Genomic DNA, 19,277 nt, shown 5'->3' on the forward strand with positions numbered 1-19,277 from the left:
TAGATGAACGTATCCGCCGCGCCGGCGCCGCAGCTCACTGCGCGCGCCATCATCCTGTCGATCGTGCTCGCGGTGATACTCGCCGCTGCCAATACCTACCTCGGCCTGTTCGCCGGCATGACGATCGCGTCGGCGATTCCCGCGGCGGTGGTCTCGATGGCGGTGCTGCGTGCGCTCGGCGGCGGCGGCATCCTCGAGAACAACATCGTGCAGACCGGCGCGTCGGCCGCGACGTCCATCGCCTCGGGCGTCATCTTCACGGTACCCGCGCTGGTGATCATGGGTTACTGGCCGGACTTCAAGTACTGGTGGGTGTGCGCGATCGCCGGCCTCGGCGGATTGTTAGGCGTGTTGTTCTCGGTGCCGTTGCGCCGCTCGTTGATCGTCGATCAGCAGATGGCGTTCCCGGAAGGCAAGGCCGCGGCCGAAGTGCTGCGTGCCGGCGAGAATCCGAAGGAAGGCGTGAAGGTGCTGGGCGTTTCGGCGCTCATCGGCGGCGTCGGGAAGATGATCGCCGCGAGTGGCATGCGGCTGGTGCCGGACAGCGCGCTGGCCAGCGGCTTCGTCGGCAAGTATCTCGGCTACATGGGCACGAATATTTCGCCGGCGTTGCTGGGCGTCGGGTACATCGTCGGGCTCAACATCGGGATTGTCGTCGTGTCCGGCAGCATCCTGTCGTTCAACATCGCGATTCCGCTTTATCACGCGTATTTCCTGGCGGATAACCCGGAACTTGCGGCAACCGTCGCGGGCGCCTGCCAGGGGCTCACGGGCGAGCAGTGCGCGGAGACGACGGCGCAAATCCTGCGCGGCGCACAGATCCGGTATCTGGGTGTCGGCGCGATGCTGGTCGGCGGGTTGTGGGCGTTGATCACGCTGCGCAAGTCCATCGTTTCGGGTGTGAAGAGCGGCCTGGCCGCGGCGCGCGCCGGCAGCGACACGATCGTGGCGCACACCGATCGCGACCTGCCGATGAAATGGGTGCTGGTCGGCATCGTGGCGTTCACGCTGCCGCTGGCGGTGCTCTATACCGGCATCGTCGGCAGCGTCGGGGTCGGCCTCGCGATGTCCGTCATCATGGTGGTCGCGGGATTCCTGTTCTGCTCGGTGTCCGCGTACATGGCGGGGCTGGTCGGTTCATCCAACAACCCGGTGTCGGGTATCACGATCGCGACCATCCTGTTCGCCGCGCTCGTGTTGTTGGCGTTCCTCGGCAAGGACTCGGCCATCGGGCCGGTGGCAGCGGTGATGATCGGCGCGGTGGTGTGCTGCGCGGCCTGCGTCGCCGGCGACAACCTGCAGGATCTGAAGGCGGGGTACCTGGTGGGCGCTACGCCGTGGCGTCAGCAGGTGATGCTGGCGATCGGTTCGGTGTGCTGCGCACTCGTCATGGCGCCGGTGCTGAACATGCTCGCGCAGAGCTACGGCATCGGGCCGCGCACGCTCGAACATCCGCGTTCGCTCGAAGCGGCGCAGGCGAATCTCATGGCGTCGGTCGCGAAGGGTTTGTTCGGCGGACACCTGCCCTGGACGATGATCATGATCGGTGCCGGCATCGGCATCGCGGTGATCATTCTCGATCAGGTGTTGAAGGCGCGCGGCGCCAAGTTCCGCGTGCCGGTACTGGCGGCGGCCATCGGCATCTACCTGCCGCTCGAGACCATGGTGCCGATTTTCCTGGGCGGCCTGCTCAACCATCTCGTCACGCGCACGTTCGGCAAGAACCTGAGCGAAGACGAAGTCGAGAAGCGCAATCGCATCGGCACCTTGTTCGCGGCGGGCCTCATCACCGGCGAGGCACTGATCGGCATCTTCATCGGCTTCGCGATCTACGGCACCAAGAGCGCCGACGTGTTCGCGCTGCCGGCAGGCCTGCAGCTCGGCGGATCGCTCGGCGAATGGGCCGGCCTCGCGGTCCTGGGCGTCGTGGGCTACTGGCTGTACCGCGCCGGGAAACGCGGCCCGGCGTAGAGAGGGTGCCGGGTGAGGAAAGTGGGGAGAGGCGCGCGTAGCATGCGCGCTTACGTCTCTCCCCACTTTCCCCACCCGGCACCTTAGATTCCGCCACCATGATTCCCGAATCCTCGCATCGGGCGAAACTCCTCGTGTGTTTCGCCACGGTCTATCTCGTCTGGGGTTCCACCTACCTGGTCGCGAGCATCGGGCTGCATGCGCTGCCGCCGTTCCTGTTTGGCGGCATCCGCTTCGCCGTCGCGGGGGTACTGCTGGGCGCCACGGCGTTGCTGCTGGGCCAGAAATTCGAGCTCGACGCCACCGAATGGCGCCACATGTTCGTGGTCGCGATCGGCAATGTCGTCATCGCGAATGGCTTCACCAACATCGCCATGCAACACATCGCCTCCAACCAGACGGCGATCCTCAATGCATCCGCGGCGCTGTGGATCGCGCTGCTCGCGACGCGCGGGCGGCGCGCGCATGCCATCGATCGGCGCACATTGATCGGCCTCGTGATCGGCTTCGCGGGCACCGCGCTCCTCATCTGGCCAGCGGGCGGCACGTTGCAGACCAGTCACCTCGGCATGCAGTTGCTGGTGCTGGTGGCGGTGTTTTCGTGGTCGGCATCGACGGTGTACATCCGCAATGTGCACTCGAAGCTCGACGTGCTGCCGTTCACCGCCGTGCAGATGTTGTTGGGCGGCATCATGATGCTGGCGATCGGCTTCGCGAAAGGCGAGGCGGCGCTGTGGTCATGGTCGAAGCCCGGACTGGCCGCGATGGCGTATCTGACACTGCTGAGCTCGTGCCTCGCGTACACAGCGTTTGCGTGGCTGGCGCGGAACACGACGCCCGCGCTGGTCGGGACTTACAGCTACGTGAACCCGGCGATCGCCGCGGTGCTCGGCTGGTGGTTCCTGCACGAGAAGTTAGGCGTGAACCAGCTTGCCGGGATGGTGGTGATGTTCCTCGGTGTCGCGCTGGTGAGCTGGCCGAAGAAAGATGTGAAGCGGCTGGATGAGGACGAGCAGAAGGATCCGTCGACCGCCGGCTGCGGGTGAGGAAGTGGGGGCCCAGGTCGGTGCAGCAGTAAGTCGGTGCCGGGTCGGACTTTCGAATTGCACTCATGAGAGTGAATCGATCGTTGCCGCCGCTAAGTCCGACCCGGCACCGACTTACGCTACCGGCAGGCTGACACCAGCGGCAGCGCGCGCAACGCGGACAGATCGACGGTGGCGTCGCTGCGATCCGCATCGGGGAAATCGATCTGCGCTTCGAGCATCGAACCCGACACGTTGCGTACATTGGTGATACCGCGATAACGCACCAGGCGCCGATCGCGCTGGCGATAACTCACATCGATGTCGGACAGGAACCAGCCGAGCGGACCGGCCACGGACAGGCGAAACACGCTGGCGACGTCGCCGCCGATGGTCGCGTCGGCGACCTTGCGCACTTTGAAGTTCACGCTGTGGAGCCGGCTCGGCACGAGGAACGGCACTTCGATCGAACCGCCCTTCTCGAGCAGGTCCCAACGCGTGCGCACGAACTCGTCGAAGCCCGCGTCGGCGACCATCAAGGGGACGGGCGGCAATACCTCGCTGCGCATTTTCGCCGCAGACCCTGCGCGCGCGAATACTTCCATTCCAACGGCATTGCGCCGCAGACCTTCGGAAAATCCGCTGCGCGCGTCTTCGAAAGCGAACGCGGGCGCAATTCGTTCGTCCGTGTAGTCGAGGTCTTTGCGAGCGAAAGGCGCCAGGCCCACAGCGCAGCGATACAGCACGACGCGAGTCTCATCGGCGCTACCGCCACCCGAGATCGAATGAGACTCGACATAGAGCAGATCGCGACCATCGAGGCTGCGTGCATAACCCGTGAACGACGCGTCGCTCGCGCCAGCAAGCCCTGCGAACAGACTGAACGCGCCGGCGATGTGGAGTTGCGTGCGCATGGAAGGTGATACGCACAGTACGCCAATCCGGATGCCGCGCACGCCAAGGCGCATCCCCACTTGCCAGGAAACGAGGAACGGCCCAAAGGGGGCCGGTCCCCATCAATCGCGGCGGTGGCGGATGATTTCCACGCGGCCGCGCGAGCCGATGAACCAGGAGCCGATCCAGCTCACCAGGCTCACGATGAGCGAGCCGCCGACGGCGGTCCAGAAGCCGGCGATCTTGAACCCCGGCAGCATCAGCGCCACGAGGCCGATCATCGCGGCGTTGATTACCAGCAGGAACAGCCCGAGCGTGAACAGCAGCGCCGGCAGCGACAGCAGCAACGCGAACGGCCGTACGATGGCGTTGACCACGCCTAACAACAATCCGGCGATGATCAGCGTCGCCGGCGTGTCGATGACGAAGCCGTCGAGCAGCGCCGTCGCGGCCCACAGGCCAAGCGCAGCGATGAGCGCGCGCAACAGGAAACCTGCCATGTCAGTACCCTTGCTGTGGTTTGTCCTGATCGAGGCCCTTCTCGAGGAATACCTTGAGCCGGGTCAGCGCCAGCTCCCAATAGCGGCGCTTGGACAGATAGTACTTCACCCACGCGGGGCTCGATGGCACTCCGCTGCCGAGCAGCCGCACCACGGTACTGGTTTTCGGCGCCCGCTCGAACAGGAAGTCTTCGATGATCACCGCGTCGGTGGTCGGCATGCCGCGCGTCGGCAGCAGAATCAAGCGGATGCGTTGCGGGGTGATGAGGACATCGATCAACGCGTCGAGTTCGATCTCCGCGCTGAACACCACGTGCATGCGCCCTTTCTCGCGTGGGGTGATGGTCGCGCCCTGGGCGCTCCAGCGTGCCAACATCTTGCTGTCCGTGAAAGCGCGCCACACGCGTTCGACCGGCGCGCCGATGTCGACGCGGTGGGCGAAGCTGCGGTACGCGATGCTCACTTCCTGAGCGCCACCCACGCCACCGGGATCATGGAGATCACGATGATTCCGATGGCCACCAGGCCGAAGTTGTCCTTGACGATGGGGATGTTGCCGAAGAAATAGCCCGCCCAGGTCAACGACAACACCCAGGCCAGGCCGCCGAGAATGTTGTACGCCTGGAAACGTGCGTACGGCATGCGCGCGACGCCCGCGACGAACGGCGCACACGTGCGGATGATCGGCGCAAAACGCGACAGGACGATCGTCATCGAGCCGTGTTTCACGAAGAACGCCTCGGTGCGTTTGAGGTAGTCGACCTTGAGCCAGCGATATTTGCCGCTGAAGGCCGGTGGTCCGATCCACCGGCCGATGTGGTAGTTAGTCGTGTTGCCGGTCACTGCGGCGATCACCAGCACCACCGACACCAACGGCGCGGACAGCGTCCCGGTGGTATCCACCGCGGCCAGTGCCCCGGCGGCGAACAGCAGCGAATCGCCCGGCAGGAACGGCGTCACCACGAAGCCGGTCTCGGCAAAGACGATCAGGAACAGGATGGCGTACACCCACATTCCGTAGTCGCGCAGCAGCTCGACCAGGTGTTTGTCGAGGTGCAGGATGAGATCGAGAACCCAGCTGACTAATTCCATGAATCCTTTATTTGCGCGACGGCGCCGCGGCGCTCGCGGTCATGCCGGCCGGCGCGCCCTTGGGTTTGCGTCCCTTGAGCAGCTCGAGCGCGGCACGCACGCCGCTGTCGTGAGTGGGAAGCTGCAGACGCAGGCGCGCATCTTCGAGATCCATCGGCGCGGCGTCCACGCCGTCATACGGTTCGTCGGGATCGATGCCGTGACCCTGGATCGAGCGGCCCGACGGCGTGAAATAACGCGACGTGGTGAGCTTGATGGCGCGCCCGTGGGTGAGCGGCATGACGGTCTGCACCAGCCCCTTGCCAAATGTGCGACGGCCTAACAAAACGGCGCGGCGATGATCCTGCAACGCGCCGGCGAGGATCTCGGCGGCGGAAGCGGTCGTGCCATTCACCAGCACCACCACGGGCACGCCCGGCAGGATGTCGCCCGGCGTGGCATCCATGCTGAAACGCGACGCCGGCGTGCGGCCTTCGGCGGTGACGATGACGCCCTCTTCCAGCAGCTGGTCGGCGACCTCGACTGCCGACTCGAGCACTCCGCCCGGATTGTTGCGCAGATCGATGATCACGCCGCGCGGTTTCGCATCGAGATCGCGCCGCACGCGGGCGACACCCGCGGCGAAATCTTCAGCGGTCGTGTCGCTGAAGGTGGTGATGCGCGCATATAGATAGGCGCCGTCGAGCGCGACGGTGGCGACGCTGTGTACGTCCACCTGCGCGCGTTCCACGGCAAATTCGAGCGGCAGCGACTGGCCGGTGCGAACCACCACCAGCTTCACGATGGAACCGCGCGGCCCGCGCATGCGCGCCATGGCGCCGTCGAGGTCGCCGCCGACGGCTTGCCCGTCGATCGCGGAGATCACGTCGCCGCTGCGGATGCCGGCGGACGCAGCAGGGGAATCGCGGAACGGCCGCACCACCCGCAGCGCCCGGTCCGCGGTCGACACCTCGATCCCGATGCCGGCGTAGGTGCCGGCGGTGCTCACGCGCAGGTCGGCGTATTCCTCGGCATCTAGATAGGAGGAGTAGGGATCCAGTCCGCCGACCAGGCCACGCAGCGCATCGTCGATCAGTTCGGGCTGCTTCACGTCGTCGACGTATTCGCGTTTGACGCGTTCGAGAACTTCGGCGAGCTGGGCGGATTCACTCGAGCTGAGCGGCGCGCCGGCCGGTGCGGGCACGACTGCCCGCACTTGCGCCGGCGGCGCGGCGGCCTCGCGATGCGCGAGCACATTGCCGCCGAGTGCGATGAGGAAGCCGATCACCACCCCTAGAGCCAGAAGCTTCATGGGGGCGGATGGTAACAAGATTGCCCGCGGGGAATTGCGTGGCCGGCGTCAGCCGGCTTGCCGTGCCTGTTCTTCCAGCAGGAGGGCACCCGGCGTCGCGGCCGCGAGCACGGGCAATACGTCGAGCACTTCGCCCACCGGCACCGGACGCGCGATGGCGAAGCCCTGTCCGTAGTCGACGCCGAGGGCGCGCACACGCGTGCGGATCTCCTCGGTTTCGACGTATTCGGCCACGGTCGTGATGTTCATGGCACGCGCCAGCTGCGCGATCGCGCGGACCATCGACTCGGCGCGTTCGTCGCGCAGGATGTCGCGCACGAAGCTGCCGTCGATCTTGAGCATCGAAACCGGCATGGAACGTAGATAGGAAAGCGACGACAGGCCGGTGCCGAAATCGTCGAGCGCGACACCACAGCCGAGCTTGCGCAGCCGCGACATGAGCGCTTCCGCGTCCTTCATGCTGGCGACCGCCGCGCTCTCGGTGAGCTCGAAGCAGAACACCGCCGGGTTGATGCGGCTGGATTCGATGCTGCGTATGACGTAGTCGGGGAATTCCTCGTCGGTCAGCGACTGGCCGGAGAAGTTGATCGTGAAGACCACCGGCACGTGGGCCAGCAATTCGCGATGCGGGCGCAGCAGCTCGATCACGCTCGAGATCACCCAGCGGTCGATGGTGGGCATCATCTGGTAACGCAGCGCCGCCGACAGGAAACGATCCGGACCGATCGTGTTGCCCTCGGGGTCCAGCATGCGCAGCAGCAGTTCGTAGTGCGGTTTCGAATCGGCCGAGTCGTTGAACGGGACGATCAGCTGCGCTTCGAGGCGCAGGCGGTTTTCCGCCAGCGCCGCGCGCACGTCGGTCGCGACGTTGATGTCGGTGAAGCGGCGGATGATGCTGACGTCGTTTTCCTGGAAACTCTCGAGCCGGTTGCGGCCGCGATCCTTGGCGGCCTTGCAGGCGGATTCGGCTTCGGCCAGCGAACGGCCGAGATCGCCGTCGCGCCCGCTGAACGGCGTGCAGCCGAGGCTGATCGACAGCCGGAAGCGCGCGTCGACGCCGGCAGTGGCGAGGCGCGTGACGCCTTCGCGCAGGCCCTCGCCGAACATGGCCGCCTCGTCGATGTCCGAGGGCATGACGATCGCGAAGCGGTCGCCCGAGATGCGCGCCGCGAAGGAGCTCACCGGCAGATGTTTGCGCAGCAGGTCGCCGATCTGCGCGATGGCCTGGTCGCCGACGTGCATGCCGAAGTTTTCGTTGATGACGTGCAGCTCGTCGATGTCCACGTACAGCAGGCTCCAGCGCTGCGCGCGCGCGCCGGTTTCGTTGAACATGAGCTTGACGCGTTGTTCGAGCGCGGCGCGCGTCAGCAGGCCGGACAACGCGTCGTAACTCGTTTCGATGCTGGCCGCGATTTTGTGCGCCACGAGATCGGCGAGGTGCACGTCGCGGCCGACGAATTCCGGCGCCTCGAGTCTGCGGAACAAGGCCAACACGCCGGAGGTGCGGCCCGAGCCTTGCCGCAGCGGGCAAGCCAGAATGCGATACGGAATGGCGACCTGCCCGGCCTGGGTCGCGATCTTGTTGATCACCAGCGGATCGCGCCGCGTCTGCGTCACGGCCAGCAACTGCCGCTGGGTACGCATGAGGATGCTGGCGTCGCCACCCTCGGGGTCCGTGAGGACGAGACCCTTGTCGGGCACGACGATGCCGGCCAGCACGCACTTCAGGTGCCCGGCCGCATTGGCCAACAACGATTGGAGGTCGTCGGAAGCCGAGGAGCTGGGGTGTGAACCGGTGACCGACAGCAGCAGCTCCAGGTCCTTGTCGCGTGCGCTCAGGTGTTCGTTCAGCTGCTCGATGTCGGCGCGCGCCAGCAGGTCGCGGCGCAGCAGCTCGAGCGCGGGCTTCAAATGATCGTGGACATAGGAGAAAGGCAGGAAGTGCGCATCGGAGGGCAGGCGGTTGCAAACCACCGCCACGATCGCGACGACCTTGTCGTGCGTATCGCGCAGCCAGAATAGATAGGCCGGCGCCTCGTCGGGCAAGGCGCAGTGCTGACCGACGCCGTCGCGGTCGTCGTCGAGGTGCGAGATCGCGTCGAGCACCAGGGCGAACAGATCCGGGTTCGAGCTCGCGGCGCTCGACCACAAAAGCTTGCCCGTGTTGTCGAACAAGCTGACCGCGTTCGCGCGCGGCACCAGCGAGCGCACCAGCTGGGCATACGGCTGCATGGAGTTTTCGAAGGACATCAACGGCGGAACATGGCCTATCGGTGGCCGTAGGGCGTTGATGCAGTTGGCGTTTTTGTGGTGCCGGGGTGCAATTCTCGTAATTGAGCCGGCGTCGGGGCCAGCGCCGACGCCGGCTCAATTACGAGAATTGCACCCCGGCACCACTCTAGGGGGCTCCGGTCTTGAACCACGGGCGCGGGTCGATCGGACGCCCGCCCTTGCGAATTTCGAAGTACAGCGCGGGGTTAGCGCGGCCCCCGGTGTCGCCCAGGGTGGCGATGGTGTCGCCGGCCGTGACTCGCTCTCCTACCTCCTTGAAGAGCCGCTCGTTGTGGCCGTACAGGCTCAGATACCCGTCGCCGTGATCGATGATCGTCAGGAGACCGAGACCCGACAGCCAGTCCGCGTACACCACGCGCCCGTGATAAATCGCCCGCACCGGCGTCCCCTGGGCGCCCGTGACCAGGACGCCATCCCACTTGACCCCGCCCGCGCGGGTCTGCCCGAAAGACGCCGCGAGTTTCCCGGCCACGGGCCAGGCGAGTTTGCCGCGCAGTTTCGCGAAGGCGTCCTTGCTGTCGGTGGGGAATTTGTCGATGCGCTCGAGCGCGCGGCGCAACTCGCGCACCAGTTTTTCGAGACCGCCCTGCTGATCCTTGAGCCGTTCGAGCTCCTTCGCGCGATTCTTCGCCTCCGCATCGAGCGACACCAGCGCGCGGCCGCGACGCTCGCGCGCCGATTGCAGTTTCGACAGCTCGCCCTTGCGCTGCTCTTCGAGCGCGGCGAGGCGCTCCTCTTCCGCCGCGAGCTGTGCGTCGAGCGTGGCGAGATCGGACAGATGCGAATTGATCGCGGCGATCTGGCTGGCGCGCGCACGGCCGAAATACTGGTAATAAACGAGCACACGGCCGGTCTGCGCCGGATCGCGCTGGTTCAGCAGTAGTTTGAGCGGCTCTTCCTGGCCGATCATGTGCGCCGCGCGGATCTGCCCCGCCAGCGCCTCGCGATCCTTCGAGAGCGCGCTCTCTTCCGTGCGGCGCGCGCCCGCGAGCTCGGTGCGTCTCGCGGTATGCGCCGCGCGTTCACGCTGCAGTTTCGACAGTTCGCCGCGCGCGCCGCCGACCGCGCGCTCTGACTCCTCCAGATCCCGCGACAGCTGCGTGCGTTTGCCCGCGTCGCGTTCCATCTCCTCGCGAACCTTGTCGATCTGCGAGCGGACGGCCTTGAGTTCGGCCTCTGCTTTGGCCGGATTCGGGTCGTCGGCCGCCGTCGCGGCGCCGAGCAGGCAAATGAGGAGCAGCCCCGCGGGCCACCGTTGAAACGTCATGGTCATATTCTAGGCACCCGGCGCCAACCTGAACCCGCGAAAAAAGTGCAGGTCGTTATAATGCGCTCCCTTTTTCGCCCGCCCGGACAGCCCCCCAAGCCCATGGAACGCCTCATCGAATACGTGACCCGTCATCCGCTGACCTCGAGCGCCGTCGTGCTCGCGCTGGTCCTCGTGGTCACCTTCGAGTCGCGCATGCGCAGCGTCACCCAGTCGGCCATATCCGCGCAGGACCTCATCCGGCTCATGAACCAGGGCGCGCTGGTGCTCGACATCCGCAAACCCGAGCAGTTTGCCGCCGGCCACGTGAACGGCGCCAAGCAGCTCGATTCCGACAAGATCCTCACCGCCGGCGACACCTTCAAGCGCTTCAAGGAAAAACCCGTGATCGTGTACTGCGATTCGGGCTCTTTGGCGGCGGCGGCGGCGCGGCAGCTTACTCAACAGGGATTCACCAAGGCGTTCACGCTGCGCGGCGGTTTCGCCGCCTGGCGCACCGAAAACCTGCCCGTCTCGAAGGCGGCCTGATGAGCGCGCCGGCAGTCGTCCTGTACACCACCGGCTGGTGTCCCTACTGCGCCCGCGCCCGCAAGTTGCTCGAGACGAAGGGCGTCAGCTTCGAGGAGTTCGACGTCGAATCGCAGCCGGAAAAGCGCGCCGAAATGCAGGCCCGCAGCGGCCGGCGCACCGTGCCGCAGATTTTCATCGGCGAGCAGCACATCGGAGGCTGCGACGACCTGTACGCCCTCGAAGAGGCGGGCAAGCTCGATGGCTTGTTGGGCCGCTGAACCTTTTCAACACAGACCGACACACGAAGGACAATGACAATGGAAAACCAGAGCGCGCCCCCGGCGGCTGCCGACAACCAGACCGGTCCGATGCTCACGGTGCAATCCGTGTACCTCAAGGACTGTTCATACGAAGCGCCCAAGGGGCCGCGCATCGACGGGAACTGGAGCCCGCAGATCTCCCTCGACATCAACACCACGGCCAACGTCGTGTCGCCCGAGATCAACGAAGTCGTGTTGACCGTGACGGTCGGCGCCAAGCAGGGCGACGCCACGGCTTTCCTGGTCGAGGTGAAACAGGCCGGCCTGTTCGTGATGCGCGGGTTGACTCCCGACGACACGCGCCGCGCCATCGGCACCATCTGCCCGAACGTGTTGTTCCCGTACGCGCGCGTCGCGGTGTCACATCTGGTGACGCAGGGCGGGTTCCCGAACTTCGTGCTGCCGCCGGTCGACTTCGACCAGCTGTTCGCGCGTGGCATGCAGCAGGCGGCGGCCCAGGCCGGCGCCGGCGGCGCCGGTCAGGCTAACTAGTTGGCACGGCGCGCGGCGTGACCGCCTCGGCCGCGCAATACAAGTGACCGGCACCGCCAACGACGTCGAGCTCGAGCCCGTCGCGGTGCTGGGCGCCGGGTCCTGGGGCACCGCGCTCGCGATCCAGTTCGCGCGCGCGGGTCATCCGACCCGGCTGTGGAGCCGCAACACCGCCGATGCGGCCGCCATGACGGCCGAGCGCCACAACCGCCGCTATCTACCCGACGCGATATTCCCCGAGCGCGTCGAGATCCACGCCGACCTGGCGGCGGCGGTCGCCAACTCCGTGGCGATCATCATCGCGGTTCCCAGTCATTCGCTGCGCGCGTTGCTCACCCGGTTGAAGCCCCTGCTCGCGGCCAATGCGCGGCTCGCCTGGGCGACCAAGGGGTTCGAGCTCGACAGCGGCAAACTACCCCACCAGGTCGCGCGCGAAGTGCTCGGCGACCGTTACCCGGTGGCGGTGTTGTCGGGCCCGACCTTCGCGAAGGAAGTCGGCATGGGCCTGCCCACCGCGATGACCATCGCCTCGCCCGACGCGGCCTACGCCAATCAGCTCGCCAAGAGCCTGCACGCCTCGAACTTCCGCGCCTACACCTCGACCGACATCGTCGGCGTCGAAGTCGGCGGCGCGGTGAAGAACGTGCTGGCGGTGGGCGCCGGGCTGTCCGATGGCCTGGGGTTCGGCGCCAACACGCGCATCGCGCTGATCACGCGCGGCCTGACGGAGATCACGCGGCTCGGCGTCGCGCTCGGCGCGCAGGCCGAGACCTTCATGGGGCTGGCGGGCCTGGGCGACCTGGTGCTGACCAGCACCGACAACCAGTCGCGCAATCGCCGCTTCGGGCTGGCGCTCGCCGCCGGCAAGAGCGTCGAGGACGCGCTGCGCGAAATCGGCCAGGTGGTCGAGGGTTACAGCGCCGCGCGCGCCGTGTATCACGTGGCGCTGCGCGAGAAGGTCGACATGCCGATCGTGGGCGGCATCTATCGCATCCTGTACGGCAAGGAACCCGCGAAGGATGTAGTTAGAGACCTGATGACACGGCCGATCCGGCCCGAAGTGGAGTGACGCCGCTCAGCTGCCGGCGTAGCCGAGCTGGCGCCATGCTTCGTAGGCCGCGACCGCGGCGGCGTTGGAAAGATTGAGACTGCGATTGCCGGGCACCATGGGCAGCGACAGGACGTTCGCCGGCTCGATCTGCGCCAGCACTTCGGGAGGCAGCCCGCGCCGCTCCGAGCCGAACAACAACACGTCGCCCGCCTCGAACTGCGCATCCACATGCCGGCGCGCGCTGCCGGTCTCAATCGCGAACCAGCGGCCGCGCAATGCCGCGCGTGCCGCGGCAAAATTGTCGTGCACGTGCACCGTGGCGAGCTCGTCATAGTCGAGGCCGGCACGGCGCACCGATTTGCGGTCCAGACTGAATCCCAGCGGCTTGATGAGGTGCAACTGGCAGCCGGTGTTGGCCGCGAGGCGGATCAGGTTGCCGGTGTTGGGCGGAATCTCGGGCTCGAACACCACGATGTGAAACATGGGAGCGCGCGTCAGTTCGATAGTTTGAACGCGATGCGAATCGTGCTGAGTCCGTAAGCGCACTCGTTGGTGTACTTGCCGCTGCGAATCGTCGCCAGCGCCGCGTCGTCGAGCGTCGCATCGCCGCTCGAAGTCATGATCTCCGCGTCGCTGGCCGCGTCGGCGCCTGGCGGTACGAAATAACGCACCACCGCGGTCCCTTCCGTGCCGTTGTTGCGCGCGGCGGGCGGGTAGAAGTTCTCGACGTCGATGGTGCCCTTGAGTTTTGCGCGGCATTTACCCGCGGCGGCATTCGCCGCGAGATTCGGCACTGGCACGCAAGTCACCGCGACCGCTTTCTTGTCGGGTTGTTCGTTGACGTCGCCGAGCGCGAGGGTGCGCTTCGCCTGCGGCCCGATGAGGAACTCACGGGCGAGTTCCCGCGGCGCGGCGCCGGCAAAGTCACCTGCCTTGAGCACGATCTTGCAGGACATGAAGTCCGCGCTCTTGCTGGTGAAGTCGACAAATGCCAGACGCTGCGCGCCGGCGCAATTACCCCGCAGGTTCCACTGGCACTCGTGGCGATAGTCGAGCGTCGACGCCACGAACTCATGGCTCGCCTTGCCGCCGGCACTGGCGCGCGTGAATTCGACCGGCTGCACGCGCATGAAGCGCTGATGCCGTTTGAGCATCTGCTCGAGGATTTTCGTGGCTTCGCTGGTGGCACGGGCGCGGTCGGCGGCGGACAGGTCCTTCTCCATCGCCTGCAACGCAGCCGCGTCATATCCCGATCGCGGCTGCGCGTCATTCGCCTCCGCCACCGCCTCCGCGTAGCCGCCGGCGACACGTGCATAGATATAACGCTGCACCGGATCGCCGTTGCTGCCGTCCGGCGCGTACCACTCGATGAGGCGTTCCGCCGCCACGATGTTGTCGAGCAGCACCGACTTCTTGAGCCAGCGCTCGATCTTCGCGCGGTCCGGGTCGCCGCAGCTCTGGTTCTGCTCCAGCGCGGAAAGTGCCCACGACGCCTGGTCGCTGCCGAGCTCGTCGGCTTTCAGGAGCGCGTCGCGGGCCGCGGCGCAATCGGCCGGGGTCAACGCACGGTATGCCAGATAGTTGCCGACCAGCGCACCGGCGCGGGCGCGTCCGGCGTTCAGTTCTGCCTGCCAGCGCAGAACCTGCTGATCTTCGGAGAGCGGCTCGCCTGCGACGCGGATTTCATAAAGTGCATAGGCGTCGTTGTAGCCAAGCGAATCCGGCAGTTGATCCGACGCCGCAAAGCTGGGGCCGGAGCTGGCGGGTGGGGCAGCCATAGCGGCTGGGGCTGGGGACTGGGCGGCGGCGGTCGAGGCGACGAGGGCAGCGGCCAGCAGCAGAGAGAGGTTTTGCATGGGGGGCGCATCGTACAATGCGGCCCGCCATGAATGCCGCGCCGAAGTCATTGCTCAAGCCGCTGCAGGTCGATTTTTGCGGCCTTTCGCTCGCTTCACCCATCGTCCTGCTGTCGGGATGTGTCGGTTTCGGGGAGGAATACACCCGCATCGAGGGGTTCTCGAATCGCGACGTGGGCGCGATAGTGCTCAAGGGCACCACCGGCCAGCCGCGGCTGGGCAACAAGCCACACCGCGTCTACGAAACCCCATCCGGCATGTTGAATGCCATCGGGTTGCAGAATCCCGGCGTCGAACACGTGGTCAAGAAGATCCTGCCGACGCTCGATTTCAGCGAGACGCGTTTTTTCGCCAATGTCTCGGGGTCGACGATCGAGGAGTATGCCGAGGTCACGCGGCGCTTCGACGATTCGCCGATCGACGCCATCGAGATCAACATCTCCTGTCCCAATGTGAAGGAAGGCGGCGTCGCATTCGGCAACTACCCGGATATGTCGGCGAAGGTGGTCGAGGCCTGCCGCAAGGTGACCAGCAAGCCCATCATCACCAAACTCTCGCCGAACCAGACGGACATCAAGGAGAACGCGCGGCGCTGCATCGAGGCGGGTTCGGACGGACTGGCGGTGATCAACACGATCATGGGCATGGCCATCGACGTGAAATCGCGGCGGCCGGTGATCGGCAATATCCAGGGTGGTTTGTCAGGACCCGCGATCAAACCGATCGCGCTGCTGAAAGTTCACCAGGTTTACGAGGTCGCGAAAAAACACAACGTGCCCATCATCGGCCAGGGTGGAATCGCCACCGCGACGGATGCACTGGAATTCATGATTGCCGGCGCCACGGCCGTGGGCCTGGGGACTGCGCTTTTCTACGATCCGCTTCTGTGCCGCAAGATCAACAAGGGCGTGGCGGACTACCTGGAGCTCAACAACCTGCGAGGCATTTCGGACCTCGTAGGCTCGCTGCGCACGGACTGCTGATCTGTCAGTCCGCGCGCAACGAGCAGGAACGAATCAATCTTTGCTCCGACGCGAAGCCGTGTAGCGCCAGATGATGGCGGCGGCGGCGAGAATCCCCACGACGATCAGTACGACGTCCGACGTGTAATCCACGCGCGAACCCTGGACGACGATCTCGGGGTACTTGGTGCTGGTGACGACGATCTCTTGCATGTTTCCTCTCTTTGTCCGGACGCAGAAATGCCCGGATCCCTGTTGGGGACGAAGAATGGAACAAGCTCGGGACACTGGAAACAAAGGCGTTTGCGATTCGCGACGGCAATCACGCGATGCTTCGGTTATGTAACCCTTGAGAAGAAAACCTCAGGAAAAAGCGTGATAGCCGCCGAAAAGATAGCGCTAACAATCTCGCTATCTCGAACGCCCAAAGTGTGATGTCCCTCGCACTCGCGAGTGTCTTCCCGGGCGCGAGGCAGCGCCAGCAGGCGGAAGCCTAGGAGTGGTTAGGGGTTGGTGCCGGGTGGGGAAAGTGGGGAAAGAAGACTTTCCCCACTTTCCCCACCCGGCACCATCTCCTGTCTACGGCAGCGACTCGTCGTCGGACATGCCGAGTTCTTTGAGCTTGCGCGTCAGGGTGTTGCGGCCCCAACCGAGCACGCGGGCGGCTTCCTGGCGGTGACCGTGCGTGCGATTGAGCGCCACGCGGATCAGGACGCGCTCGAACTCTGGCAGCGCCTGATCGAGCCAAGCGACGGTGCCGTCGTATGGCTGCGCCTTGGCCCACAGCGTCAGCGCCGCGGCCCAGTCGGTCTGCGCGGCCGGCGTGACGATGTGCATCTCCGACGGGAGATCCTGCAGCTGTATCTCGCTGCCGGGTGCGAGCGCGGTGAGGCGGCGGCACAGGTTCACCAGTTCGCGCACGTTGCCTGGCCAGCGATAGGCCTGCAGGCGCTCGAGCGTGATCGGCGCCAGCGTCTTGGTTTCGGTACCGAGCTCGATCGCGGCCTGGCGCAGGTAGTGCGTCAGCAGGTCCGGAACGTCCTCGGTGCGCGAACGCAGCGGCGGCAGTTCGATGCGGATCACGTTGAGACGGTGATAAAGATCTTCGCGGAAAATGCCGCGTTCGACGCGCTCCTCGAGATTCTGGTGCGTCGCGGCGATGACGCGCACGTCCACCTTGATCGGCGTCTGCCCACCGACACGATAGAACTCGCCTTCCGCCAGCACGCGCAACAGCCGCGTCTGCAGCGGCGTCGACATGTCGCCGATTTCGTCGAGGAACAATGTGCCGCCGTTCGACTGTTCGAAGCGCCCGCGCCGCTGGTTGTCGGCGCCGGTGAACGAGCCTTTCTCGTGGCCGAACAACTCGGATTCGAGCAGCTCGGCCGGAATCGCGGAGGTGTTCAACGCGACGAACGGCTTCTGCTGGCGCGGACTGTGTTCGTGCAACGCGCGCGCGACCAGCTCCTTGCCGGTACCCGATTCACCGGTGATGAGCACCGCCACGCTCGAACGCGACAGGCGGCCAATGGCGCGGAACACCTGCTGCATCGCCGGCGCCTTGCCTAACAACTCCGGGATCTCCGGCGTCTGCGCGGGCACGTCGTCGCCCTTGCGCGCCGTCTGGCCCGCGCGTCGCACCAGCTCCACGGCCTGATCGATGTCGAACGGCTTGGGCAGGTATTCGAACGCGCCGCCTTCGTAGGCCGACACCGCGCTCGGCAGGTCCGAGTGCGCCGTCATCACGATCACCGGCATGGTTGGATGCGTTTCGCGCACCTGGCGCAGCAGGTCGATGCCTGAGCTGCCGGGCATGCGGATGTCGGTCAGCAATACGTCGGGCGCGTCGCTGCGCAACGCGGTCAACGCGGGCTCGGCGGAATCGAAGGCACGCGGCACCATGCCGCTGGCGCGCAGCGCGCGCTCGAGAACCCAGCGGATGGAGGCGTCGTCTTCCACGAGCCACACCCGCAGTGCGGGTAGATTGGCGTTCGGCGGTGGCGTTGTGTGCATATAGGTTGGATCGACGCTCATGCGTTCTCCGGTAGGGGCAGCAGGATGTTGAACACCGTGCGCCCTGGCTTGCTTTCAAATTCGATGAGGCCGCCGTGACGGGTCACGAGGTCCTGCGATACCGCGAGGCCGAGGCCCGTGCCGTTCGCACGCCCGGTGACCAGCGGGAAAAAGATCGTGTCGGCGATATCCGGAGGCACCCCTGGACCGTTGTCCTCGACCGAAAGGCTGGCCGCGAGTTTGTGGCGCGTCGTGCCGATGTTCACGTTCGCCGCCACGCGCGTGCGGATCACGATGCGCCCGCGTTCGCCGATGGCCAGCAAGGCATTGCGCCCCACGTTCAACAGCGCCTGGATGATCTGATTGGCGTCGACCTCGGCGTTCGGCAGCGACGGGTCGTAGTCGCGTTCCACCAGCACGCCGCCGCGCGCCTCACTGCGCAACAAGCGGTACACGTGCTCGCACAGTTCGTGCACGTTGATCAGCGCCTTCTGCGGCGCGCGCGCCGGGCCAATCATCGAATCGACCAGCGCGGTCAGGCGATCCGCCTCGCTGATGATGACGCCGGTGTACTCGCGCAGGTGCTCGTGCAATTCGCGCTCGAGCAACTGCGCGGCTCCGCGCAAACCCCCGAGCGGATTCTTGATCTCGTGCGCCAGCTGGCGAACCATCTGGCGGCTGCTGTCGAGACGCGAGATCAATTCGTTTTCGCGCGTGATGCGCTGACGCTGCGTGGCGTCGGAAATTTCCATCAGCAGGTACTTGCGTTCGAATTCGCTGTCGAGCGGCGTCATCGTGATGTCGATGACCCGTCGTTCGCGTCCGAGCGGGCCGGCTTGCACCGCCATCTCGCGTTCGGACAATGTTTCGCCGGTCTCGAGCGCGCGCCGCATGAGCACGCCGAGCGAATCCGCTTCGAGCACCAGCGAAAGAAAGGGTTTGCCGCGCGCCTGGTTGACGCTGACGGCCAGCAGATCCTGCGCGGCCACATTCGCGTACACGACGCACAGGTCGGAATCGAGCACGACGATGCCCGTGGTGAGCGCGCCGATCAGGTCGGCGGGCTCGAAGTGAGCTATCGCGGAAGGAAGAAAACGTTCAACCGCCATGCAGGCCTCCGGCCATGCATGCGGTAGCCAGCCCTGTTAGCGCCGCGCGGGCGAATTCATCGACGGGCGGAAGACGTGGAAGGTCGCGCTGGCGTTGCACAGTGTCTTGCCGTATCGATCCTTGATGAGCACCGAGACCGTGTGCGCGCCGCGATACGGCTGCGGCAGCGCGAACGACAACGTGCTCGGACCGGGCACGCTCGTACCGTCGACACGCAGATCGACCGTATCGCCCGGCCGCAGATTCGGCTGCAACACGACGCCGACGCTGACGCTCTGCGGATTGGTGAAGGTCTCGTCGTTCTTCGGCGTGAGCACGCAGCTCGCGTAACGGAAATCGCTCATTTCCTTGAGCAGCTGCTGCTCGCGCGGCAGGTTGGAGTTCGCAGCGGCGTCGACCGGCGGTGCGGAATAGGTTTGCGCCGGCTGCAACTCGACGGGCTGCCCGCCCGCCAACGGACGGTCGGAATATGTCTTCGAACCATCCTTTTCGACGCGCACATAGGTCTCGGCCAGCGCCGGCGCGGCGCACAGCGAGCTCAGCAAAACTATGGCAAATACGCGCTTCATGGGAGAGGAGCATAGCCCCTGCACCTGAATCCAGACAAAACGCAGCACTCATAATGCAGCGG

Annotated in this window: 20 protein-coding genes; 7 read left to right on the forward strand and 13 right to left on the reverse strand. The window is 65.7% G+C overall.

The annotated features are described in order from the left end of the window. Positions 1 to 3: 3 nt before the first annotated feature. Together WDO72_10195 and WDO72_10200 are read left to right on the forward strand one after the other, a co-directional pair. Positions 4 to 1,971 (forward strand): oligopeptide transporter, OPT family, encoded by a 1,968-nt coding sequence (locus WDO72_10195; GenBank protein ID MEJ0086044.1) that lies wholly within the window; start codon positions 4 to 6, stop codon positions 1,969 to 1,971. A gap of 98 nt (positions 1,972 to 2,069) precedes the next feature. Further along, the gene (locus tag WDO72_10200) at positions 2,070 to 3,017 is read left to right on the forward strand and encodes an EamA family transporter (GenBank protein ID MEJ0086045.1); all 948 of its coding nucleotides are present in this window, start codon (positions 2,070 to 2,072) and stop codon (positions 3,015 to 3,017) included. A 119-nt stretch (positions 3,018 to 3,136) separates the two neighbouring features. Here WDO72_10200 and WDO72_10205 read toward each other — a convergent pair whose 3' ends face one another. From WDO72_10205 to WDO72_10235, 7 genes are all read right to left on the reverse strand, one after another. Continuing rightward, positions 3,137 to 3,910: a hypothetical protein gene (locus WDO72_10205; GenBank protein MEJ0086046.1), complete on the reverse strand. Its 774-nt coding sequence runs from the start codon at positions 3,908 to 3,910 to the stop codon at positions 3,137 to 3,139. Positions 3,911 to 4,012: 102 nt separating this feature from the next. Then, positions 4,013 to 4,390 (reverse strand): phage holin family protein, encoded by a 378-nt coding sequence (locus tag WDO72_10210; protein ID MEJ0086047.1) that lies wholly within the window; start codon positions 4,388 to 4,390, stop codon positions 4,013 to 4,015. Between the two features lies 1 nt (position 4,391). Beyond that, entirely contained in the window at positions 4,392 to 4,853 is a 462-nt protein-coding gene (locus WDO72_10215) for an SRPBCC domain-containing protein (GenBank protein ID MEJ0086048.1), read from the reverse strand. Continuing rightward, positions 4,850 to 5,482 carry a DedA family protein gene (locus WDO72_10220; GenBank protein MEJ0086049.1) on the reverse strand — a complete coding sequence of 211 codons (633 nt, stop codon included), beginning with the start codon at positions 5,480 to 5,482 and terminating at the stop codon, positions 4,850 to 4,852. The genes WDO72_10215 and WDO72_10220 overlap by 4 nt, the downstream gene beginning before the upstream one ends. A 7-nt stretch (positions 5,483 to 5,489) precedes the next feature. After that, complete coding sequence (locus WDO72_10225) at positions 5,490 to 6,773, reverse strand: S41 family peptidase (protein MEJ0086050.1); 1,284 nt, start codon at positions 6,771 to 6,773, stop codon at positions 5,490 to 5,492. Positions 6,774 to 6,821: 48 nt separating this feature from the next. Beyond that, positions 6,822 to 9,005, reverse strand: coding sequence for a bifunctional diguanylate cyclase/phosphodiesterase (locus WDO72_10230; GenBank protein MEJ0086051.1), 2,184 nt, complete (start codon positions 9,003 to 9,005; stop codon positions 6,822 to 6,824). A gap of 166 nt (positions 9,006 to 9,171) precedes the next feature. Continuing rightward, positions 9,172 to 10,332, reverse strand: a complete 1,161-nt coding sequence (locus tag WDO72_10235) for a peptidoglycan DD-metalloendopeptidase family protein (protein MEJ0086052.1) — start codon at positions 10,330 to 10,332, stop codon at positions 9,172 to 9,174. 102 nt (positions 10,333 to 10,434) lie between these two features. Here WDO72_10235 and WDO72_10240 point away from each other — a divergent pair, with 102 nt between their 5' ends. From WDO72_10240 to WDO72_10255, 4 genes are read left to right on the forward strand one after another with little or no spacing between them, the layout of a single operon-like run. Beyond that, a complete protein-coding gene (locus tag WDO72_10240) occupies positions 10,435 to 10,860 on the forward strand; it encodes a rhodanese-like domain-containing protein (protein MEJ0086053.1) in 426 nt (141 codons plus the stop codon). After that, positions 10,860 to 11,120 (forward strand): glutaredoxin 3, encoded by a 261-nt coding sequence (gene grxC / locus WDO72_10245; GenBank protein MEJ0086054.1) that lies wholly within the window; start codon positions 10,860 to 10,862, stop codon positions 11,118 to 11,120. The genes WDO72_10240 and grxC overlap by 1 nt, the downstream gene beginning before the upstream one ends. A 39-nt stretch (positions 11,121 to 11,159) precedes the next feature. Further along, on the forward strand, positions 11,160 to 11,654 hold the full coding sequence (gene secB, locus WDO72_10250) for a protein-export chaperone SecB (protein MEJ0086055.1): 495 nt from the start codon (positions 11,160 to 11,162) through the stop codon (positions 11,652 to 11,654). A gap of 43 nt (positions 11,655 to 11,697) precedes the next feature. After that, entirely contained in the window at positions 11,698 to 12,723 is a 1,026-nt protein-coding gene (locus WDO72_10255) for an NAD(P)H-dependent glycerol-3-phosphate dehydrogenase (GenBank protein ID MEJ0086056.1), read from the forward strand. Between the two features lie 6 nt (positions 12,724 to 12,729). Here WDO72_10255 and WDO72_10260 read toward each other — a convergent pair whose 3' ends face one another. Beyond that, on the reverse strand, positions 12,730 to 13,188 hold the full coding sequence (locus tag WDO72_10260; protein ID MEJ0086057.1) for a tRNA (cytidine(34)-2'-O)-methyltransferase: 459 nt from the start codon (positions 13,186 to 13,188) through the stop codon (positions 12,730 to 12,732). Positions 13,189 to 13,199: 11 nt separating this feature from the next. Continuing rightward, complete coding sequence (locus WDO72_10265; GenBank protein ID MEJ0086058.1) at positions 13,200 to 14,561, reverse strand: TonB family protein; 1,362 nt, start codon at positions 14,559 to 14,561, stop codon at positions 13,200 to 13,202. Positions 14,562 to 14,590: 29 nt separating this feature from the next. Here WDO72_10265 and WDO72_10270 point away from each other — a divergent pair, with 29 nt between their 5' ends. Next, on the forward strand, positions 14,591 to 15,544 hold the full coding sequence (locus tag WDO72_10270) for a dihydroorotate dehydrogenase (GenBank protein MEJ0086059.1): 954 nt from the start codon (positions 14,591 to 14,593) through the stop codon (positions 15,542 to 15,544). 33 nt (positions 15,545 to 15,577) lie between these two features. On the opposite strand, the gene WDO72_10275 is transcribed toward WDO72_10270, so the two are convergent. The 4 genes from WDO72_10275 to WDO72_10290 form a co-directional block, all read right to left on the reverse strand. After that, the gene (locus tag WDO72_10275; protein ID MEJ0086060.1) at positions 15,578 to 15,736 is read right to left on the reverse strand and encodes a hypothetical protein; all 159 of its coding nucleotides are present in this window, start codon (positions 15,734 to 15,736) and stop codon (positions 15,578 to 15,580) included. 366 nt (positions 15,737 to 16,102) lie between these two features. Then, positions 16,103 to 17,536 carry a nitrogen regulation protein NR(I) gene (gene ntrC / locus WDO72_10280; protein ID MEJ0086061.1) on the reverse strand — a complete coding sequence of 478 codons (1,434 nt, stop codon included), beginning with the start codon at positions 17,534 to 17,536 and terminating at the stop codon, positions 16,103 to 16,105. A 17-nt stretch (positions 17,537 to 17,553) separates the two neighbouring features. Beyond that, the gene (glnL, locus tag WDO72_10285) at positions 17,554 to 18,645 is read right to left on the reverse strand and encodes a nitrogen regulation protein NR(II) (protein ID MEJ0086062.1); all 1,092 of its coding nucleotides are present in this window, start codon (positions 18,643 to 18,645) and stop codon (positions 17,554 to 17,556) included. A gap of 36 nt (positions 18,646 to 18,681) precedes the next feature. Further along, entirely contained in the window at positions 18,682 to 19,215 is a 534-nt protein-coding gene (locus WDO72_10290; GenBank protein MEJ0086063.1) for a DUF4124 domain-containing protein, read from the reverse strand. Positions 19,216 to 19,277 lie beyond the last annotated feature (62 nt).

The organism is Pseudomonadota bacterium, from assembly GCA_037200975.1.
Lineage (GTDB): Bacteria > Pseudomonadota > Gammaproteobacteria > Steroidobacterales > Steroidobacteraceae > CADEED01.

What these genes read in the sequence shown, in the direction of transcription:
- WDO72_10195 (MEJ0086044.1), top strand. Translation starts at nt 4, where the DNA reads ATGAACGTATCCGCCGCGCCGGCGCCGCAGCTCACTGCGCGCGCCATC.
- WDO72_10200 (MEJ0086045.1), top strand. Translation starts at nt 2,070, where the DNA reads ATGATTCCCGAATCCTCGCATCGGGCGAAACTCCTCGTGTGTTTCGCC.
- WDO72_10205 (MEJ0086046.1), bottom strand. Translation starts at nt 3,910, where the DNA reads ATGCGCACGCAACTCCACATCGCCGGCGCGTTCAGTCTGTTCGCAGGG.
- WDO72_10210 (MEJ0086047.1), bottom strand. Translation starts at nt 4,390, where the DNA reads ATGGCAGGTTTCCTGTTGCGCGCGCTCATCGCTGCGCTTGGCCTGTGG.
- WDO72_10220 (MEJ0086049.1), bottom strand. Translation starts at nt 5,482, where the DNA reads ATGGAATTAGTCAGCTGGGTTCTCGATCTCATCCTGCACCTCGACAAA.
- WDO72_10225 (MEJ0086050.1), bottom strand. Translation starts at nt 6,773, where the DNA reads ATGAAGCTTCTGGCTCTAGGGGTGGTGATCGGCTTCCTCATCGCACTC.
- WDO72_10230 (MEJ0086051.1), bottom strand. Translation starts at nt 9,005, where the DNA reads ATGCAGCCGTATGCCCAGCTGGTGCGCTCGCTGGTGCCGCGCGCGAAC.
- WDO72_10235 (MEJ0086052.1), bottom strand. Translation starts at nt 10,332, where the DNA reads ATGACGTTTCAACGGTGGCCCGCGGGGCTGCTCCTCATTTGCCTGCTC.
- WDO72_10240 (MEJ0086053.1), top strand. Translation starts at nt 10,435, where the DNA reads ATGGAACGCCTCATCGAATACGTGACCCGTCATCCGCTGACCTCGAGC.
- grxC (MEJ0086054.1), top strand. Translation starts at nt 10,860, where the DNA reads ATGAGCGCGCCGGCAGTCGTCCTGTACACCACCGGCTGGTGTCCCTAC.
- secB (MEJ0086055.1), top strand. Translation starts at nt 11,160, where the DNA reads ATGGAAAACCAGAGCGCGCCCCCGGCGGCTGCCGACAACCAGACCGGT.
- WDO72_10260 (MEJ0086057.1), bottom strand. Translation starts at nt 13,188, where the DNA reads ATGTTTCACATCGTGGTGTTCGAGCCCGAGATTCCGCCCAACACCGGC.
- WDO72_10265 (MEJ0086058.1), bottom strand. Translation starts at nt 14,561, where the DNA reads ATGCAAAACCTCTCTCTGCTGCTGGCCGCTGCCCTCGTCGCCTCGACC.
- WDO72_10270 (MEJ0086059.1), top strand. Translation starts at nt 14,591, where the DNA reads ATGAATGCCGCGCCGAAGTCATTGCTCAAGCCGCTGCAGGTCGATTTT.
- WDO72_10275 (MEJ0086060.1), bottom strand. Translation starts at nt 15,736, where the DNA reads ATGCAAGAGATCGTCGTCACCAGCACCAAGTACCCCGAGATCGTCGTC.
- ntrC (MEJ0086061.1), bottom strand. Translation starts at nt 17,536, where the DNA reads ATGCACACAACGCCACCGCCGAACGCCAATCTACCCGCACTGCGGGTG.
- glnL (MEJ0086062.1), bottom strand. Translation starts at nt 18,645, where the DNA reads ATGGCGGTTGAACGTTTTCTTCCTTCCGCGATAGCTCACTTCGAGCCC.
- WDO72_10290 (MEJ0086063.1), bottom strand. Translation starts at nt 19,215, where the DNA reads ATGAAGCGCGTATTTGCCATAGTTTTGCTGAGCTCGCTGTGCGCCGCG.